A 16,837-nucleotide genomic window follows, 5' to 3' on the forward strand; every position below is an offset into this window, starting at 1 on the left:
ACGCGCCCGAGCGGGTTGGCTAGCGCCCGGTCCGCGTTAGAGGATCTTCGCGATGTGCGGGGCCAACGCGGCGAGCGCTCGCGCCCGGTGCGAGATCGCGTTCTTCTCCTGCGGGGGTAGTTCGGCGTTTGTCACGCCGTAGCCCTCGGCTTCGAAGATCGGATCGTAGCCGAAGCCGCCCTTCCCGGCGCGCTCGTAGCGCAGGCTGCCACGCATCTGCCCTTCTTCCACGACGACGCTGCCGTCGGGCATCGCCAACGCCGCCGCGCAGACGAATCTGGCACCGCGCTGTTCAGGCTTGACGTCTGCTAGCTGGGCGAGCAGAAGATCGAGATTGGCGGCGTCGTCACCGTGGTGGCCGCTCCAGCGCGCGGAGAAGATTCCAGGTGCGCCGCCCATGATGTCCACGCACAGGCCGGAGTCGTCTGCGATGGCCGGCACACCGAGTTCGCGCGCCACCTGAGTGGCCTTGATAATCGCGTTCTCTGCAAAGCTGGCGCCGTCCTCCACCGGTTCGGGCAGGCTTTCCGGCACGGCTTCGAGTACGAATCCTTCGGGCAGGAGCGGCGCGAGGATCGCCCGCACCTCGGTGACCTTGTGGGCGTTTCGGGTGGCCAGGATCATGCGAACTCCCTCAGCGTGACCGGGCCGTCGGATTCGAGCGCGGCCTTCTGCAGCTGCGCCAGCTCGGTGTTGCCCTTCGCGGCCAGGTCGAGAAGCGCTCCGAGTTCGGAGCGCGAGAACGGGGTTTCCTCCGCCGTGCCCTGCACCTCCACGAACTCGCCCGAGCCCGTCATGACCACGTTCATATCCGTCTGCGCGCGCACGTCCTCCTCGTATGGGAGGTCGAGGCAGGGCACCGAGTCAATGATGCCCACCGAGATCGCCGAGATTGAGTCGCGTAGCACGGGGGTGCCGCATCGCGGCTTGATCCAGCCCTGCTCGGCGCCGAAGGTGACCGCGTCGGCAAGCGCCACGTAGGCGCCGGTGATGGACGCGGTACGGGTTCCGCCGTCGGCCTGCAGCACGTCGCAGTCAAGCACAATCGTGTTCTCCCCCAGCGCCGCGAAGTCGACCACCGCTCGCAGCGAACGTCCGATGAGGCGCGAGATCTCCTGCGTGCGGCCGCCCACCTTGCCCTTGACCGATTCGCGTTGGGAACGCGTGTCGGTGGCGCGCGGGAGCATGGAGTACTCGCCCGTCACCCAGCCGAGCCCGCCATCCTTACGCCAGCGCGGAACGCCCTCCGTCAGCGATGCCACGCACAGCACCTTCGTGCGCCCAAATTCGACGAAAACCGAGCCTTCGCCCTGGTCGAGATACTTGCGGGTAATACGGATCGGGCGTAGCTGATCGGTGGCGCGCCCGTCTTTTCGACTAAATTCACTCATGCCTCAAGCCTACTCCCCGCCTCCGACAAATCCGCCCCGACCGGTCCGGCACCGCGCCAGCCGACGCCGCCCTGGTAGCCAACGCTCGCCGCGCGCAGCCCCCGGCGTACCGGCCGAGCTAGATCTTGTAAACGGCCCCCGCGCGCACGGCCTCCACGTCGCCGTCGTAGACGGACCGGGCGTCCTTGACGGTGCGCACAGGACTCGTCCACGGCTGTAGGTGGGTCAGCAACAGCCGCCCGACCCCGGCCTCGCTCGCCAGGACGCCGGCGCGCCGGCCCGTCATGTGGATCCCCTCCACGAGGTCGCGCCCCTCCTCGAAGGCGGCCTCGGACAGGAGGAGGTCGACCCCCCGGGCCGCGTCCACCACGCTCGAAATATAGTCGGTATCCCCCGTGTAGGTCAGGCTCACGCGGCGCTCCGGATCGGCCTCGGATGGGCCGGTGATCCGCATCGCCACCGCAGGAACGGAGTGGTAGCCCGCGAAGAACTCCACCTCCATCGGTCCAACCTTGACCGAGTCCCCCGGCTTGATCTGCTGGAACTCGAACTCGCTGGCGTAGGTCTCCTCGAGCGGGTCATCGGCGATCCCGCGGGTGCGGGCGGCGCCGTCGCCGGGAGAAAACACCGGGATCGGACCCAGCGCACCCTCGGGATACCAGCGGCGGTAGACCTGCATGCCCACGATGTCCGCGCAGTGATCGGCGTGCAGGTGGGAAAGGAACATGCCATCTAGGCGCGCCGGATCTACGTAGCGCAACAGGTGCCCCATCGCGCCTGGCCCGAAGTCCAAGACGATCGACCACACGCGCTCCTGACCCGCGTGATCCACGCCGGTGGCCTGCAACAGGTAGGCGGAGGCCGGCGAATCCTTGCCCGACATCGACCCCGAGCACCCGATAATGGTCAGTTTCACGATGCTTTCCCCCCGAGCTGTTGAACGCTCGTCACCTCTGGGCCGAGGAATCGGCGAGCAAGTGTTTGGAATTCGTGGGCGTCGCCCGTGGATTGGAAGGTGTGGGTGGGCGCGGGCGCGCCGGGGTCGCGCAGCAGGGCGCGCGCGGTCAGCTCTCGGTAGACGTCGCGCGCGGTTTCTTGAGCGGATGAGACGAGCGCGACGTCCTCACCCATCACGTAGGAAATCACGCCGGCGAGGATCGGATAGTGCGTGCACCCCAGGATGAGGGTATCCACGCCTGCCTCCTTGATCGGGGCCAGATACTCCTCGGCCACCGCGTGCAGCTCGGGGCCGGTGGTGATCCCGTTTTCCACGAACTCCACGAAGCGCGGTGCCGCCCCCGCCGTCAGCGTGATGCTGGGGACCACCGAGAAGGCATCCTCGTAGGCGCCGGATTCGATCGTGGCCCGCGTACCGATGATGCCGATGCGGTTGTTGATCGTCACGCGCACCGCCGCTCGCACCGCCGGATGGATCACCTCCACCACCGGGATGCCCTTGGATGCGGTGTAGCGTTCCCGCGCGTCGTGAAGCACCGCCGCCGACGCCGAATTGCACGCAATGACCAACATCTTCACGCCGGAGTCAACCAGCTTGTCCATGATTTCCAGCGCGAGCTCGCGCACCTGCGCGATTGGCCTCGGGCCGTAGGGATTGTTGGCGGTGTCACCAATATAGGTAATGGATTCGCCGGGCAACTGATCCATGATCGCACGCGCGACCGTCAGCCCGCCCACGCCAGAGTCGAACACACCTATGGGTGAATCGTCCATACGGTGAATACTACCGGCGCAGAGCCTTGTTCCTCACGGCGGTCACCAGTGAATCTTGCCACCAGGTGCTCATCGAGTACACGATCGCGAGGACGTCGTCCGTGCTTGGCTCGGCAGAACTCTCGCCATGCTGGAACGGGCGCACGCGCTCAGCGACAGCCTCGGAGGACTCCTCGTCGTTGATCCCGAGCCGCGCCGCGAGCACGATCCGCACGTCATTAAGCGCGCTCATCCACGCGGGCGCGTCCTCGTTGGCCACGAGCACATCCCCGCCTCCACGCGCCGACTCCAAACCCTGGTAAACCGTCACCAGATTCTCGATCTTCTGCGAGGCCACCGACGTCTCCGTCAGCTCGCGTAGCGTGGCCGCCTCGTCCGGGTCCTCGCTCATGTCGGGCAACAGTTGCTCGACGACGACGTCGTACGGGGCTCTCGCCCGCGGCTCGCCCTCCGTTGCGATCGCGTCGGCGATGTCCACGACGTCGGCCTCCAACTGCGCGAGTGGATCATCCGGGTCGACCGTCTGGGAGCGGCGCTCTGCCTCGTGGTCGACGTCCGAGCCGAGCAACCACACCGTATCCTTGACCAGCCCGGCGAGAACCCGCCGCTCGTCGTCGTCGATGTGGGCGAGGTAGCCGCCGCGCGCGATGCGGAACGCTGTCAGCATTCGCCCTCCTCGATCGTGGCCCGCAGGCCGTAGGTGTGCATCGCCTGCGCGTCGCGTTCCATCTGCTCTCGCTGGCCAGTGGAGACAACGGCGCGGCCCGCGTTGTGAACCTCCATCATCTTCGCGTACGCCAGGCGCGTGGGCATGGAGAAGTAGCTTTCAAAAACCCATTGAACATATGTCATGAGGTTAACGGGGTCATTATGCACCACGGTGCGCCAACCCGAAGCGGACTGTTGCGTGCTCGGGCGGGGGCTCACCATCGGCCTTTGTATTCTCTGACTCCCTATTTGCACGCTTTCCATAGTAGACCACCGCGCCTTTTTGGGTGAGTAAAACAGCAAGCCGAGCAAAGGTGCAGAAGATTTTTGCCAAGAGAGTTACCGTTAAGACATGACACCTAAGACTAGCACTGCCTTGCTCACAGACATGTACGAGTTGACCATGATCGAATCGGCGATGCAGTCCGGCACCGCCAACCGCCGCTCCGTCTTCGAAGTCTTCGGCCGTCGCCTTCCCGGCCACCGCCGATACGGCGTGGTCGCGGGCGTGGGGCGCGCGCTTGAGGCCGTGAAGAACTTCCGCTTCGGGCCCGAGGAGATCGACTACCTGCGCCAGGCCAACGTCGTCTCCGAGGACACCCTGGCCTATCTGGCCGACTTCACCTTCACCGGCGACATCTACGGGTACCGGGAAGGCGAGCTGTACTTCCCCGGCTCGCCCATCATGACAGTGGTGGGCACGTTCGCTGAGACGGTCCTGCTTGAAACCGTGTTACTGTCCATCCTCAACTACGACTCGGCCGTGGCCACCGCCGCCTCCCGCATGACGATCGCGGCACACGACCGCCCCTGCCTCGACATGGGGGCGCGCCGCACCCACGAATGGTCCGCGGTCGCCGCCGCGCGCGCCGCCGTCATCGGAGGCTTCACCGGCACGTCGGACCTGGAGGCCGGGCGCCTGTACGGTATCCGGCCGATCGGCACCGCCGCCCACTCCTTCACCCTTCTGCACAACTCGGAGGAAGAGGCCTTCCGCGCACAGATCGCCACGATGGGCACCGACACCACGCTCCTGGTAGACACCTACAACGTGGAAAAGGGCGTAGAGCTGGCCGTCCGCGTGGCCCGCGAGGCCGGCGGTGAGCTCGGCGCGGTCCGTATCGATTCGGGCGACCTCGTGGCTCAGGCTTTCAAGGTGCGCAAGCAGCTCGACGATCTGGGTGCGACGACGACGAAGATCACCGTCACCTCCGACCTCGACGAGTATGCGATCGCGGCCCTCAATGCGGCCCCGGTCGACTCCTACGGTGTGGGCACCCGCCTCGTCACCGGATCCGGCCAGCCCACCGCCCAGCTCGTCTACAAGCTCGTGGCGCGCGAGGGCGAGGACGGCACCATGGAGGGCGTGGCGAAGAAGTCCGACTCGAAGACCTCGGTGGGCGGGCTGAAAGTGGCCGGGCGCACCCACGACGAGACGGGCCGCGCGCTCGAGGAGATCGTGGTCGCCGCAGACACCTGGGAGGCGGGCCTGGCCTACCTTGCCGAGCACGAGGCACGCCCGTTGCAGGTCAAGCTGGTCGAGGACGGGACCGTTGACGAACGGTACATCGCCCGCAACTCCCTCGCCCACGCCGCCGAGCAGCACCGCAACTCCCGTGCGGCTCTGCCTTACCCGGCCTGGCGCCTGTCCGAGGGCGACCCGGCCCTCCCCACCGTCATGGTGGACATCACCGAGCGTGGATAGCACAGGGCTACGGCACGCAGTTCGCTGAGCCCATCAGGACGCGTCCAAGCACGCGAGGGCGCCGGATCGGATCCGGCGCCCTGCGCTAGTTTCGGCCCACAAACCACCGCTGGATCTTCGCGATCCTAGCCTCGACCTCTTCGAGCGAGGCGCGAGCCACCTCCGGCCCGCCACAGACTCGGCGCAGGTCGGTGTGGATGAGCGCGTGCGGGCGGTGCGTCTTTGCGGCGTAGGCGGCCACGAGGCTAGAAAGTTGCTTGCGGGCCTCGCGCCGGCGTCGTGAATCCATGACGGTGCTGCGCGCCTCGCTGGCCTTGCCCGTGCTCTTCTTTTGCTCCGCCTGACGCTCACGCAACAAAGTGGCCACCTGGTCCGGCTCGAGCAGGCCGGGGATCCCGAGGAAGTCCGCCTCCTCGTCCGAGCCGACGGCGGCCCAGGATCCGAAATCGTCCCCGTCGAAGACCACCCGGTCAAACGTGGCGTCTGCCGACAGCGCCGCGTATCCCACGCCCGCCAGCTCGTCGGAGGCCCTCTCGGCGCGGTTGGCCGCCTCCAGCAAGTCCTCCGGGTCGTCCGAGGGAACGTAGAGGGCGTGGTCGCGCTCCTTTTCCAGCTCGCCCGCGAGGGCCAGCAGGTGCGGCACCGAGGGGAGGAACACCGACGCCGTCTCCCCGCGCGATCGCGAGCGCACAAAACGGCCGATCACCTGGGCGAAGAAGAGCGGTGTGGAGGTTGACGTGGCGTACACTCCCACCGCCAGGCGCGGCACGTCCACGCCCTCCGACACCATGCGCACGGCCACCATCCAGCGCTGCGTGCCACCGGAGAATTCGGCGATGCGATCCGAGGCGCGGTCGTCGTCGGAGAGGACCACCGTGGGATCCTCGCCCGTGATCTGCGCGAGGATGTCGGCGTAGGCGCGGGCCGTCTGGTGGTCCGTCGCGATGACGAGGCCGCCCGCATCGGGCATACCTTGGCGGACGACCGTCAGCCGATCATCCGCGGCGCCGAGCACCGCTTTGATCCAGTCTCCGGACGGGTTGAGCGCCGTCTGCCAGGCCTGGGCTTCCATGTCCTTCGTCATGGCCTCGCCTAGCTGGGCGTTCATCACTTCGCCGTGTTTGGTCTGCCAGCGCATGCTTCCCGTGTATGACAGGAACATGACCGGGCGCACCACATGATCGGCCAGCGCCTCGGCGTAGCCGTATGTGTAGTCCGCCTTCGAGCGGGGCACGCCGTCGGCGTCGGGTTCGTAGGTGACGAACGGGATCGCCGCCGAATCGGAGCGGAAGGGCGTACCGGTGAGCGACAGGCGCTGCTTCGCCGGCTCGAAGGCCACACGGATGCCGTCTCCCCAGCTCAACGCGTCGCCGCCGTGGTGGATCTCGTCAAAGATGACGAGGGTGGAACGTGCCGAGGTGCGGTGGCGGTGGAAAAGCGGGGAACGGGCCACCTGCGCGTAGGTGACGCAGGCACCGTTGAAGGAGGCTCCTAGGTTGCCTTGCGAGTTCGAGAAGTCCGGGTCCAGCTTGAGGCCGACGCGCCCGGCGGCATCCGCCCACTGATACTTCAGGTGCTCCGTGGGGCATACCACCGTCACCTCGGTGACGATCCTGCGGGCCATGAGCTCGGTGGCCACCCGCAGAGCGAAGGTGGTCTTACCCGCGCCCGGGGTCGCTACCGCGAGGAAATCCCGCGGGGTATCCGCGAGGTACTGTTCGAGGGCCGCCGCCTGCCAGGCGCGCAGAGACCCGGCCGTTCCCCACGCAGCACGTTGCGGGTAGACGGGAGGGAGGTTCTGGGCTGCCGATACTGAAACAGAGCGGGGATGGGGTGAGCGGGCGCTCACTTGCCGTCTCCACCCGGCGGGTTCGGGCCGAACGGCCACGCTCCCCCGCCGTTGCCAAGGTTTTGGTAGATCGCCTTACACGTGGGGCAGATCGGGTACCGATCCGGGTTACGCACCGGGGTCCACACCTTCCCGCATAACGCCACCACAGGCCCGCCTTCGATCGCGGACTGCGTGTAGCGATCCTTGCGCACGTAGTGAGCGTAGCGATCCTCATCGCCTGGCTCACGCTCTTCGCGCGTGCGCTCCAGGGTTGCGGTAGTTGATTCCGGCGCAAGCGAGGGCGCGTCCGGCTGGGCCGGCCCGTCCGGTGCCTGGGGATCAGAATGAGGATCGATAGACATGCCTCCAGTGTATTGCTCCCCTCCGACATTTTCGTGCCAAGGTCGGGTGGGAGATACCACGTCGGCTCGGCGCACCGTGTAGAATCGAGTCGGATTTGCCGATGGCGTTCTTGGTGTGTTCTTGATATGAGGAGTGCGTAGTTCCGGTGTCGATGTGATCTCCACTCAGCGCTGCTGAGACGTGACCATAGTTTCTGCTACGTCCCGGAGATCACCATGCCCGCAATTATCCTCGATGCTGTTTCCTTTTCTTACGGGTCCCGACCCGTCCTTGACCACGTCAGCCTGTGTGTCTCTAGCGGTGAGCGCGCCTTCTTGGTCGGCCCGAATGGGGTCGGCAAGTCCACGCTCGTGAGAATCCTCGCCGGAGAATTGACTCCGGATTCAGGGCGAGTTGTATCTGGCGTCGTTCCTCAGCGACTTCCCGATCCAGAATCCTTCACCGGCAGCGTCGCCCAATTCCTCGACTCGGTTCTGATGCCGCTGAAAAAGCTGCTCGCACGTTTCGAGCAGCTTGCGCAGGCTATCGCTTCTGGTCGGGACGATTGTTCTTCGGATTATGACCATGTTCTTGCCCAGTTGAATTCTTTGGACGTGTGGTCATTGGATGGGCGGGTGAACCACGCATTAGACGGGCTGGGCCTGGCGGAGTTCACAGAGTCTGGAAGCGACCGGCTGTTGATGACACTCTCGCCGGGCCAGCGCGCGCGGTTGAAGCTCGCCGCACTTCTAATAGTCCGACCCGAGGTGCTAGTCCTCGATGAACCGACCAACCATCTGGATAGGGAGGCGATCAGTTTCCTGACGGACGCTGTGAAGAATTGGGAAGGGCCAGTGCTAGCGACCAGTCATGACAGAGCCTTTATCGAAGATACCGCGACCGTGATTTACGACTTGGACATCTCCGTGTGGCAGGAGCTCGCGAAAAATGACGGCGAGGAAATGGTGGGCGTATACCGCAACGCGGGTAACTACACGGACTACCTCGTTGCAAAGGCGACCGCCCGCGAGAAACACCAGCAGATACATGCGGCACAGCAGGCTGAAAAGCGGGGGCTGCGCGAACATCGGCATGAGAGCATGAAGATTGCTCGTGGCGGGGTTCGATTGGAAATGGCTGTTGGCAAAGAAAAGAAATTCTTCATGGATCGGGCGGCAGCGACGTCAGTGACAAGGACGCGTCACGATGGTGTTCGATTAGCACGCCTCGCTCAGCGAGAACTTCGAAAACCCCGCCACTATGATCTTCAGTTCCCTGTTCTTGAGTCTGGCCCCGAATCTGGTCTGGCGGTGTCAGCGCGCGCCGCGGCCGTGGCGGATCGGCTTGCGCCGGTCACATTCGATCTGTGTCGAGGCGAGCATCTCCTCGTGACGGGGGCGAATGGTGCAGGAAAATCAACGCTTCTGAACTGGATTACGGCGGGCAGTCCTCCAGCGGAGACGGTATGCAGTGGCACCATCACACGCGACGGCCCCATCGGTGCGGTGCCACAACGACTACCCGCCGAGTCAGACCCGGGATTCGGGGAGAGAACATGGACCGCCGGGATTGGCGAGGCCGGGAAAGGAATCCTTCATCCTTCCATGTGGAGCGTGAGTATCCCTCACCTGTCTGCGGGTAATCAACGCCGCGCCCAACTATCGATCGCGCTGGCCGCCCGCCCAGCCGTTCTGGTTATCGACGAACCGACCAATTACCTCGACCTCGAGACAATGAACGCGCTCGAAGAGGCCCTTCGAACCTGGCGAGGAACTTTGATCATCGCCAGTCACGACCGTTGGCTGATCGATCACTGGCACGGTCATCGTCTTCACCTCGAACCCGCCGCCCGTCACATAGATGCCCCGATTGGCGTAACACCGCCGGGCATGAAAAAGCGCCCCTCACAAGGGGCGCCCTTTCGGAGCTGAGACTACTTGGCAACAGCCTTCTTCAGGGTGGAGCCGGCCGAGATCTTCACGCCGAAGCCGGCGGGGATCTCGATCTCCTCGCCCGTGCGCGGGTTGCGGCCCTTGCGGGCGGCGCGCTCGGTGCGCTCAACGGACATGAGGCCCGTGATCTTGACGGCTTCGCCAGCGGCGAGGGAGTCAACGAGGACGGTCTGGAGAGCGGAAATGGCCTTGTCAGCATCGGTCTTGGTCAGACCGGACTCTTCGGCAATCTTGGCAATAAGCTCGGTGCGGTTGAGGGACATATATCTACCTCTCAGTTTGTTCCTTCGATTCGGCTCGGATTGAACCGCTAGCAGTCAATTTAGCTGAAATACCGCCGCAAACACCAACTCTGCCGGGCTTTTGTACGAAAATGGACGCGCTTTTCACTCTCAGATGATCTCAACATTCACATGTACCCCATTTGCCACAGCACGCGGCGCTCACCGCGGCGCCGCTAGAAGGCGAGGATGACATGGACAAGGAGGATCTTCGCGATCATGGACAGCGCGAACACGGAGGCGTAACCAGCCTCGATTCGCTCGTCGGCCTCCTTCGAGGACGCGAAGGCGAGGATCGCAGGCTGGCCGAGCACGCCCGCCATTACGCCGGCGGTGCGCTGCGCGCTCACGCCCAGGACACGCCCCATCGCGAGCGTGACAAGCAACACGACGACGGCGATCACGCTACCCATCGCGAGCGCCTTCAGACCGACCGGGGAGAAAGCCGTCCGCGCAAAGGCCGGGCCCGAGGCGATGCCGACCGCGGCCAGGAACAGGAGCAAGCCGAGCTGGCGGATGGTTTGGTTCGCCGCGCCAGGCAGCTGCCACACGAGGGGCCCCGTGCGGCGCAGGTAGCCCAGGATCATGCCCACGATGAGCGGGCCGGCAGCGGCTCCGAGGCTGAAGGATCCCCCGTTAGACAGGCTGATCTTCACCATCCCCAGAAGAAGGCCGAGCACCATGCCGAGGCCGAGCCCGACGGCGTCGACGGTGGAGACCGTACGCTCGGAGTTGCCAAAGAACTCCTCGATCGCGTCGTACTCGCGGCGCGGGAAGGCCACCATCACGCGGTCGCCGATCTCGAGGCGCTCTTGGCTGCCGGCGAGTAGCTCGGCGTCGCCGCGAAGGATGCGGGTGGCGACGGCGCCGAAGCGACCGGGCAGGTTGAGCTCGGCCACGGTGGAGCCGGCAAGTTCCTTGTGCGAGACGGTAAAGGAGCGGAAGTCGACGCGCGATCGGTCGTCGGCGAGGTGCTCGGGCAGCACGTGGCCGATGGCGTCGATCGCCGTGGTAACGTCGTTTTCCCTGCCTACGACGACGATCTGATCCTCTGGCTCGAGCTCCTCACCCGGGCTGATGACCCGCGTCTTACCGTTACGCATGAAGTAGGAGACGAGGATATTCTGCTCGAGGTAGCCGGGGACGGCCCGGAGCGAAACGTCGCGTTCGACGACGGCGGTGTTCGCCACGATCGACTGGCCCGCAACGGAGGGCGTGTCGTTGCCTCCAGGCCACCTGCGCGAGACGACCATGGAGACGATGATGATGCCGAAGAAGACGCCCATCGGGTAACCCAGTGAGTAGCCGACCCCCGGCTCGGCCGATCCCAGCGCCGTGTTCGCAGCTGCGAGCGCGGGGGTACTGGTCAGGGCGCCGGCGAAGAGGCCGACGGAGAGCTCGGAGCTCAACCCGAACAGCGGGGCCAGCCCGATCGTGGCGATCGCCCCTACGATGACGGCCACGACCGTGCCCAGCATGAGCTTGTAGTGGCGCGCCAGGTCGGCGAAGAAGGTCTGGCCGGCTGACAGGCCCACCATGTAGACGAAGAGGGCCAAGCCGAGGTTTTGCAGCAGGCCGAGCTCGGCGCCAAGTTCGGGGACGATATTCCCGATGAAGAGGCCCACGAAGAGGGCGGCCGCCGCGCCGAAGCGAAGCTTGCCGAAGGGAATGATGCCGAGCACTCCTCCGAGCGCGACGACGAGGAAGACTGTCATGAGCGGCGAGGCGCTCAGCAGATTTGCCACAACAAACCTTTCATTGACGAGTGTTGACCGCTACAATTCTAGCCGTTTGGAACCATTCAAGCTTGGCCGGGCTACGCCGACCGGGAAGCTAGCGCCACCAGGTGTCGTCGGGCTCGACGGGGGTGGTGCGCTTGTGGCGCGCCCGCACCCACTTTCCTTCGAGGTTGGCCGCCGCCTCGGAGGAGATCTGCTTGCCCTCCAGATAGTCGTCGATCTCGTCGTAGGTGATCCCGAGCTCGTCCTCGTCGGTGCGCAACGGGCGCCCGTCGAGCAGGTCGGCTGTCGCCACCTTCGTCCACAGCTGCTCCGGCGAACCCAGGTGTTCCAGCAGTGAGCGGACCTGGCGCTTGTTCAGGCCGGCCAGCGGCAGGATGTCCGCGCCACCGTCGCCGAACTTGGTAAAGAAGCCGGTGGTGTTCTCGGCCGCGTGGTCGGTACCGATCACGAGCAGGCCCAGGTCGCCGGCGATCGCGTATTGGGCGATCATGCGCTGGCGGGCCTTGACGTTGCCCTTGTTAAAGTCCGAGATGTCAACGCCCATCGCTTCGCGGTAGGCGCGCTCGACGCCGTCGGTGGCCTCCTTAATGTTGATCGTGACCTGGTGGTCGGCGCCCACCCAGGCCATCGCGGCTGCGGCGTCGGCCTCGTCGGCCTGAACGCCGTAGGGCAGGCGCACCGCGTAGAAGGTTGCCTCGTGGCCCTCGGCCCGTAGCTTGTCGACGGCGAGCTGGGCCAGCCGCCCGGCGAGCGTGGAATCCACCCCGCCCGAGATCCCGAGCACGAAGCCCTTCGTATGCGTGGCTAGCATGTAGTCGCACAGGAACTGGACGCGTCGCCTCACCTCCTGGGCAGGGTCAATGACGGGCCGCACGCCCGTAGTCTCGATAATGTGCTGCTGCAAAGGATGGAACATAGGCCTAGTCTAGCCACCTCCCCACCTCGCCTTCCATGGCCCTCCGCCTTCGAGAATGCCCCCGCAGGCGCGGCGAAGGCCCGGAGCCCACGCGCTCGATGCGTGGGCTCCGGTCCTGGCGCACCCTTAGGCGGCGCGCCTTAGGCGCAACGACGCCGTAGTGCCACTCCGCCGACGAGGAGCGCTCCGGCCACCATCGCGATGACCTGCACCGAGGCGCCGGTCATTGGTAGCTTCTGGCGCGTGTTCTGCTGCTGGTCCGGCGCGGGCTGGGAGGCATCGGGCCGCTCGCCCCCGGAAGGGGCTTTGTCCGAGCCACCCGGCTCCTGGCCGGGAGTGGGTCCGGGCTCGCCGCCCTCGCCGTCCTCGCCGCCCGGGTTGATCCCCGGCGCAGAGGCGGAGGAGGTGCCAACCGTCCAGTTCAGCGTGAAGATCTTCGCCGGATCGATCACGCCGTGCTCCTCACCCCAGGCGATCATGAGTTCGCGGATGGCCTGCTGCTCGTCGTAGACCACCTTGGCCGTAGACACGTGCGGGTAGAACGAGCCGCCGGACTGGCGGTAGTTGTTGACGGCGAGGATGAAGCGGTCCTCGTCGCCAACGGCCCGCCCGTCGGGGTAGGACAGCCCCTCGATGCGCTCGCCCACGGGCTTGGAGATGTTGATGTGGTAGTTCACCCCGGCAAGCATGTCGTAGCTGTAGTCCGGGATGCCGCGCGTTTGCCCCTCGTAGAGAGCGTTAATGACCGTGGACCAGTCCTCGATCGTGGCGCCCTCGGGCTGTTGTGCGTAGTAGCGGGCCGACCACTCGAGGTAGTCCTTGATCTGCGCACCCGTCATTTCCACGCCAAGGAGCGTGTTATCGAAGGTGTAGAGTCCGGCCATGTCGGCGATCGTCACGTCGCCCTTGGTGAAGCGGGCGCTGGCGGAGAACGGCGAGGCCTGGGAGAGCACGGGGATGCCGGCATACTGCGTACCCTCGAGCGCCTTGGCCACCGTTTCTCTTTGAACAAGGTTGATGAAATCCACGATCGGGGTGTCCTCGTAGCGGGCGCGCTCGGCCGTCATGTCGTCGGTGGCCTGAGCGACCACGGTGGAAACCCAGGCAACCGTCTTTGAATGCCAGGGTTCGACCGCTTCGCGCACGCCGGCGTCCTCGCGGCCGAGGTAGTTCGAGGCGTAGAGCGGGCTCGCCGACGCCTTGCAGGTTTCGGTGTTGACCACGGTGGGTTCCTCACCGTCAAACGCGATCGGCACCTCGACCTTCGACACGGAGCGGGCGTGGTAGCCAGGCTGGGTGACGAGCACGCTCTTGCCCGCCGCGTTCGTCAGGAATGTCTCAGCGTTGTCGGTCACGTGCGAGTGGCCCGCGACCACCACATCCACGCCCTCCGTCTGGGTGGCGATCGAAGCGGCCACGTTCTCCGTCAGGTCGGCCGGGTTCCACGCGTACCCTTTCGCGTCCATACCCGTGTGCGCGAGAACGACGACGACGTCCGCGCCCGCCTCACGCACCGTCGGCACCCACGCCTTGACCGCCTCGACGGCGTCCTGGAACTGAAGGTCCTGCGTGGAATTGCGGTCCCAGATGCGCACGCCCGGCGTCACCACGCCGATCACGCCCACCTTGACATCTTTGCCGGCCACCTTCTTGTCGATCATGGTGTAGGGCGTGAGGTAGGGCTTGCCGCTGGCCTTGTCGATGACGTTCGCGCCGAGCAGCGGCATATTGAGGGAGTCGCGGTACTGGTTGAGGTCGCCCTTGACCCCGTCCTTGTCCAGGTGACCGTAATTAAACTCGTGGTTGCCGACCACCCCGGCGTCGTAGCCGAGGTAGTTGAACACGGAGGCGATCGGGTCAACCGAATCGGCGGTGCGATCGGCGTGGTAGACGATGTTCAGCGGGCTACCCTGGTTGGCGTCTCCGTTGTCGAGTAGCACCACGGAGTCCTTGCCCTTCTCGGCGCGCACGTCGGCGATCGCGGGCGCGAGCAGCTCAAGTCCGCGCGTGCGGTTGCGCTGATCAGCCTTGGCATCCGTGAACGGTTTGCCTGTGAAGTAGTCGTAGTTGAGCGCCGTGCCGTGTAGGTCGGTGGTGGCGAGGATGGTCAGCGTCTGCTCCTCACAGCCCGTGGTCTCCGTCGCGCTGGCGGCGGCGGGGCTGAGGAAGAGCAGACTCGCTGCAAGGATAGATATTGCGGTTTTCTTCATTCGGTATTCCTTTTTCTGTGGTGACACGATGAGTACACGCGTGTGGGCCCACATTACAAAAGAAATGCCGAGGTGCGGAGCGTTTTTCTATAACTCCTGTTGGCTGACCTGGAAATACGGGGAAAAGTTCCCTATTGCTCCCCCAACCCCATATCGAATCCCTGGCCCTCAACGTAGCGGAAGAAGTTGACGGACGGTTCGGGCATGGCGATCCGCGCGACCTGGGTGGTGAAGGCGTCCACGCGGCGGTTGGCGTCGCGCAAGTCGTAGTAGGTGTGCATCTCGGCGTCGTAGTCGTGCAGGGCATCCATCCAAGAATCAGGTTCGCGGTAGGCGTCCGTCATCACGCGCAGGCGGGCGGGAATTCGCGGCTTGAGTTGCGGGGACTGTGCCGGGTAGCCGAGCATCATGCCGAGCGCGGGGAAGGTGTAACGTGGCAGGGCGAGCTCCTCGATGAGGCGCCCGTAGTCGTTGAGGATCGAGCCCAGGTGCGTCACCCCCAGCCCGAGGCTCTCGGCCGCCACGGACATCGACTGGATCATGAGCACCGCGTCCGTAAATCCCTCGCGGAAGGCCGCCGCAGATGCCGCCGGCGCCGGGTCTAGGCCCTGTTCCTCGCGGATGCGCACCGAGCGGCGCGCGTCCACGATCCCGACGATCAGCTCCGGAGCCCGCGCGATGTAGGGCTGCTTGCCGATGCTCGCCAGCTCCTCGCGCTTGGCCTGGTCCTTGACTCGGATGAGCGCCGCGTGTTGCAGCCCACGGGAGGTGGAGGTGCGCATGGCGACCTCAAAGAGGGTATCCATGGTCTGTTCGGGGATCTGCTCTGCGGTGAATTCGCGGATGGAGCGATGGGCAAGCTGAGTCTCAATCGTCGTGTTCATGCCCCTAAGGATAGACACAAACATCATCGACGATTGTGAGCGGTGCTACGTTACGGGTATGAGTATTCGCATCAGGGCGGCGACCGCGCTCGACGCCGCCGCCGTCGCCGACGTACACCGCGCCTCCTGGAAGGACACCTACCGCGGCATCCTTCCCGACGACGTCATCTCCCGCCACACCCTCTCAATGGACGGGGTGTGGATGGCGCGCCTTGCTGACCCCGGTGCCACCACCACGTGGGTCGCCACCGAGAACGACGCCGTCGTCGGATTCATCCTCGTGGAGGCGATGGGCCCTGGCCACCCCGCGCCGCTACGGGTGGGGGCGCTCTACCTGCGCCCCGAGGTCAAGCGCCGCGGGTATGGCACGGCCCTGCTTGAGTACGCCATCGGGGACGTGCCCGCGTATACCGAGGTCGCGGTCTCGAACCGCGGGGCCATGGACTTCTGGAATCGCCTTGGCTTTACACAAACGGGCGCCGAGTTCGACGAGGCCTTCGGCGCCGACATCGCCACCCTCGTCCGGGAAGGATAGATATGCGCCCGACACGCACTGACCTGCGTCTTATCCCCACCAGTGAGTCTGACCGCACCTACATCGCGCGGCTGAACTTCCTCACCGACACTTTCGGGGACGAGCTCGGGGACCTGCCCGAGGACTTCGACCAGTGGCACGACTACTACGTCGGTGCGTGGAAGCCGGAGGGCGGCGGGCTCATCGCGTGGAAGGGCAACGTTCCCGCCGGGGGCTCCTGGCTCATGTGGGGCACGGAGACCTACCATGGCTTTGGGCACGTGGCAGAGGGGGTGCCCGAGCTGGCCATCGCCGTCGAGCGCCGATACGCGGGCCACGGCATCGGCCCCCGCCTCATCGACGGGGTTAGCGAGATCGCCCGAGATGCCGGTGCGCCGGGCATCTCGCTGTCGGTGGCCCGCCTCAACGAGCGGGCCCACCGTCTTTACCTGAAGATGGGCTTTGAGCACACGGGCAAGGTGGTCGAGGACTACTCGGTCATGCTCAAGCAGTTTTAGCCCGCCTCGACAGCCTCGACAAGGCGTGCCGCGCGCCGCGCGCCGCCGGGTTTTCCTCACCGCGCATCTGAGGGACGCATATGCCGCCGAGCCTGAAGACCGCGACTGCTTT

The 16,837-nt window shown here is 65.5% G+C and carries 17 protein-coding genes; 4 read left to right on the top strand and 13 right to left on the bottom strand.

Going from position 1 to position 16,837, the window contains the following annotated elements; all coding sequences use genetic code 11:
* Positions 1 to 36: 36 nt before the first annotated feature.
* From rdgB to clpS, 6 genes are all read right to left on the bottom strand, one after another.
* On the bottom strand, positions 37 to 624 hold the full coding sequence (gene rdgB, locus J2S45_RS07160; RefSeq protein ID WP_307634975.1) for an RdgB/HAM1 family non-canonical purine NTP pyrophosphatase: 588 nt from the start codon (positions 622 to 624) through the stop codon (positions 37 to 39).
* Positions 621 to 1,391 (bottom strand): ribonuclease PH, encoded by a 771-nt coding sequence (gene rph, locus J2S45_RS07165; protein WP_307634976.1) that lies wholly within the window; start codon positions 1,389 to 1,391, stop codon positions 621 to 623. The genes rdgB and rph overlap by 4 nt, the downstream gene beginning before the upstream one ends.
* Positions 1,392 to 1,509: 118 nt before the next feature.
* Positions 1,510 to 2,307, bottom strand: a complete 798-nt coding sequence (locus J2S45_RS07170) for an MBL fold metallo-hydrolase (RefSeq protein ID WP_296930491.1) — start codon at positions 2,305 to 2,307, stop codon at positions 1,510 to 1,512.
* Complete coding sequence (gene murI, locus J2S45_RS07175; RefSeq protein WP_307634977.1) at positions 2,304 to 3,122, bottom strand: glutamate racemase; 819 nt, start codon at positions 3,120 to 3,122, stop codon at positions 2,304 to 2,306. Before murI ends, J2S45_RS07170 begins: the two co-directional genes overlap by 4 nt.
* 10 nt (positions 3,123 to 3,132) lie before the next feature.
* Complete coding sequence (locus J2S45_RS07180) at positions 3,133 to 3,789, bottom strand: DUF2017 family protein (RefSeq protein WP_270975220.1); 657 nt, start codon at positions 3,787 to 3,789, stop codon at positions 3,133 to 3,135.
* Positions 3,783 to 4,052 (bottom strand): ATP-dependent Clp protease adapter ClpS, encoded by a 270-nt coding sequence (gene clpS / locus J2S45_RS07185; RefSeq protein WP_296930483.1) that lies wholly within the window; start codon positions 4,050 to 4,052, stop codon positions 3,783 to 3,785. The genes J2S45_RS07180 and clpS overlap by 7 nt, the downstream gene beginning before the upstream one ends.
* A gap of 130 nt (positions 4,053 to 4,182) precedes the next feature.
* Between clpS and J2S45_RS07190 the strand changes: the two genes are divergently transcribed.
* Positions 4,183 to 5,535, top strand: coding sequence for a nicotinate phosphoribosyltransferase (locus tag J2S45_RS07190; RefSeq protein WP_307634978.1), 1,353 nt, complete (start codon positions 4,183 to 4,185; stop codon positions 5,533 to 5,535).
* An 85-nt stretch (positions 5,536 to 5,620) separates the two neighbouring features.
* On the opposite strand, the gene J2S45_RS07195 is transcribed toward J2S45_RS07190, so the two are convergent.
* The gene (locus J2S45_RS07195) at positions 5,621 to 7,384 is read right to left on the bottom strand and encodes a DEAD/DEAH box helicase (protein ID WP_307634979.1); all 1,764 of its coding nucleotides are present in this window, start codon (positions 7,382 to 7,384) and stop codon (positions 5,621 to 5,623) included.
* Entirely contained in the window at positions 7,381 to 7,728 is a 348-nt protein-coding gene (locus J2S45_RS07200; RefSeq protein WP_300047640.1) for a DUF3039 domain-containing protein, read from the bottom strand. Before J2S45_RS07200 ends, J2S45_RS07195 begins: the two co-directional genes overlap by 4 nt.
* 216 nt (positions 7,729 to 7,944) lie before the next feature.
* On the opposite strand from J2S45_RS07200, the gene J2S45_RS07205 reads away from it, so the two are divergent.
* A complete protein-coding gene (locus J2S45_RS07205) occupies positions 7,945 to 9,639 on the top strand; it encodes an ABC-F family ATP-binding cassette domain-containing protein (protein WP_307634980.1) in 1,695 nt (564 codons plus the stop codon).
* Between the two features lie 2 nt (positions 9,640 to 9,641).
* On the opposite strand, the gene J2S45_RS07210 is transcribed toward J2S45_RS07205, so the two are convergent.
* The 5 genes from J2S45_RS07210 to J2S45_RS07230 form a co-directional block, all read right to left on the bottom strand.
* On the bottom strand, positions 9,642 to 9,923 hold the full coding sequence (locus tag J2S45_RS07210) for an HU family DNA-binding protein (RefSeq protein ID WP_270975213.1): 282 nt from the start codon (positions 9,921 to 9,923) through the stop codon (positions 9,642 to 9,644).
* 194 nt (positions 9,924 to 10,117) lie between these two features.
* Positions 10,118 to 11,656 (bottom strand): aspartate:alanine exchanger family transporter, encoded by a 1,539-nt coding sequence (locus J2S45_RS07215; RefSeq protein ID WP_307635439.1) that lies wholly within the window; start codon positions 11,654 to 11,656, stop codon positions 10,118 to 10,120.
* 118 nt (positions 11,657 to 11,774) lie between these two features.
* Positions 11,775 to 12,599 carry an ammonia-dependent NAD(+) synthetase gene (nadE, locus tag J2S45_RS07220; RefSeq protein WP_307634981.1) on the bottom strand — a complete coding sequence of 275 codons (825 nt, stop codon included), beginning with the start codon at positions 12,597 to 12,599 and terminating at the stop codon, positions 11,775 to 11,777.
* Positions 12,600 to 12,739: 140 nt separating this feature from the next.
* Complete coding sequence (locus J2S45_RS07225) at positions 12,740 to 14,809, bottom strand: bifunctional metallophosphatase/5'-nucleotidase (protein ID WP_307634982.1); 2,070 nt, start codon at positions 14,807 to 14,809, stop codon at positions 12,740 to 12,742.
* 131 nt (positions 14,810 to 14,940) lie between these two features.
* The gene (locus J2S45_RS07230) at positions 14,941 to 15,693 is read right to left on the bottom strand and encodes a nitroreductase family protein (protein WP_307634983.1); all 753 of its coding nucleotides are present in this window, start codon (positions 15,691 to 15,693) and stop codon (positions 14,941 to 14,943) included.
* A gap of 58 nt (positions 15,694 to 15,751) precedes the next feature.
* Between J2S45_RS07230 and J2S45_RS07235 the strand changes: the two genes are divergently transcribed.
* Together J2S45_RS07235 and J2S45_RS07240 are read left to right on the top strand one after the other, a co-directional pair.
* Complete coding sequence (locus J2S45_RS07235) at positions 15,752 to 16,228, top strand: GNAT family N-acetyltransferase (RefSeq protein ID WP_307634984.1); 477 nt, start codon at positions 15,752 to 15,754, stop codon at positions 16,226 to 16,228.
* A 2-nt stretch (positions 16,229 to 16,230) separates the two neighbouring features.
* The gene (locus J2S45_RS07240) at positions 16,231 to 16,725 is read left to right on the top strand and encodes a GNAT family N-acetyltransferase (RefSeq protein ID WP_270975206.1); all 495 of its coding nucleotides are present in this window, start codon (positions 16,231 to 16,233) and stop codon (positions 16,723 to 16,725) included.
* Positions 16,726 to 16,837: the final 112 nt, after the last annotated feature.

It is taken from the genome of Trueperella abortisuis (genome assembly GCF_030811095.1).
GTDB classification, from domain to species: domain Bacteria; phylum Actinomycetota; class Actinomycetes; order Actinomycetales; family Actinomycetaceae; genus Trueperella; species Trueperella abortisuis.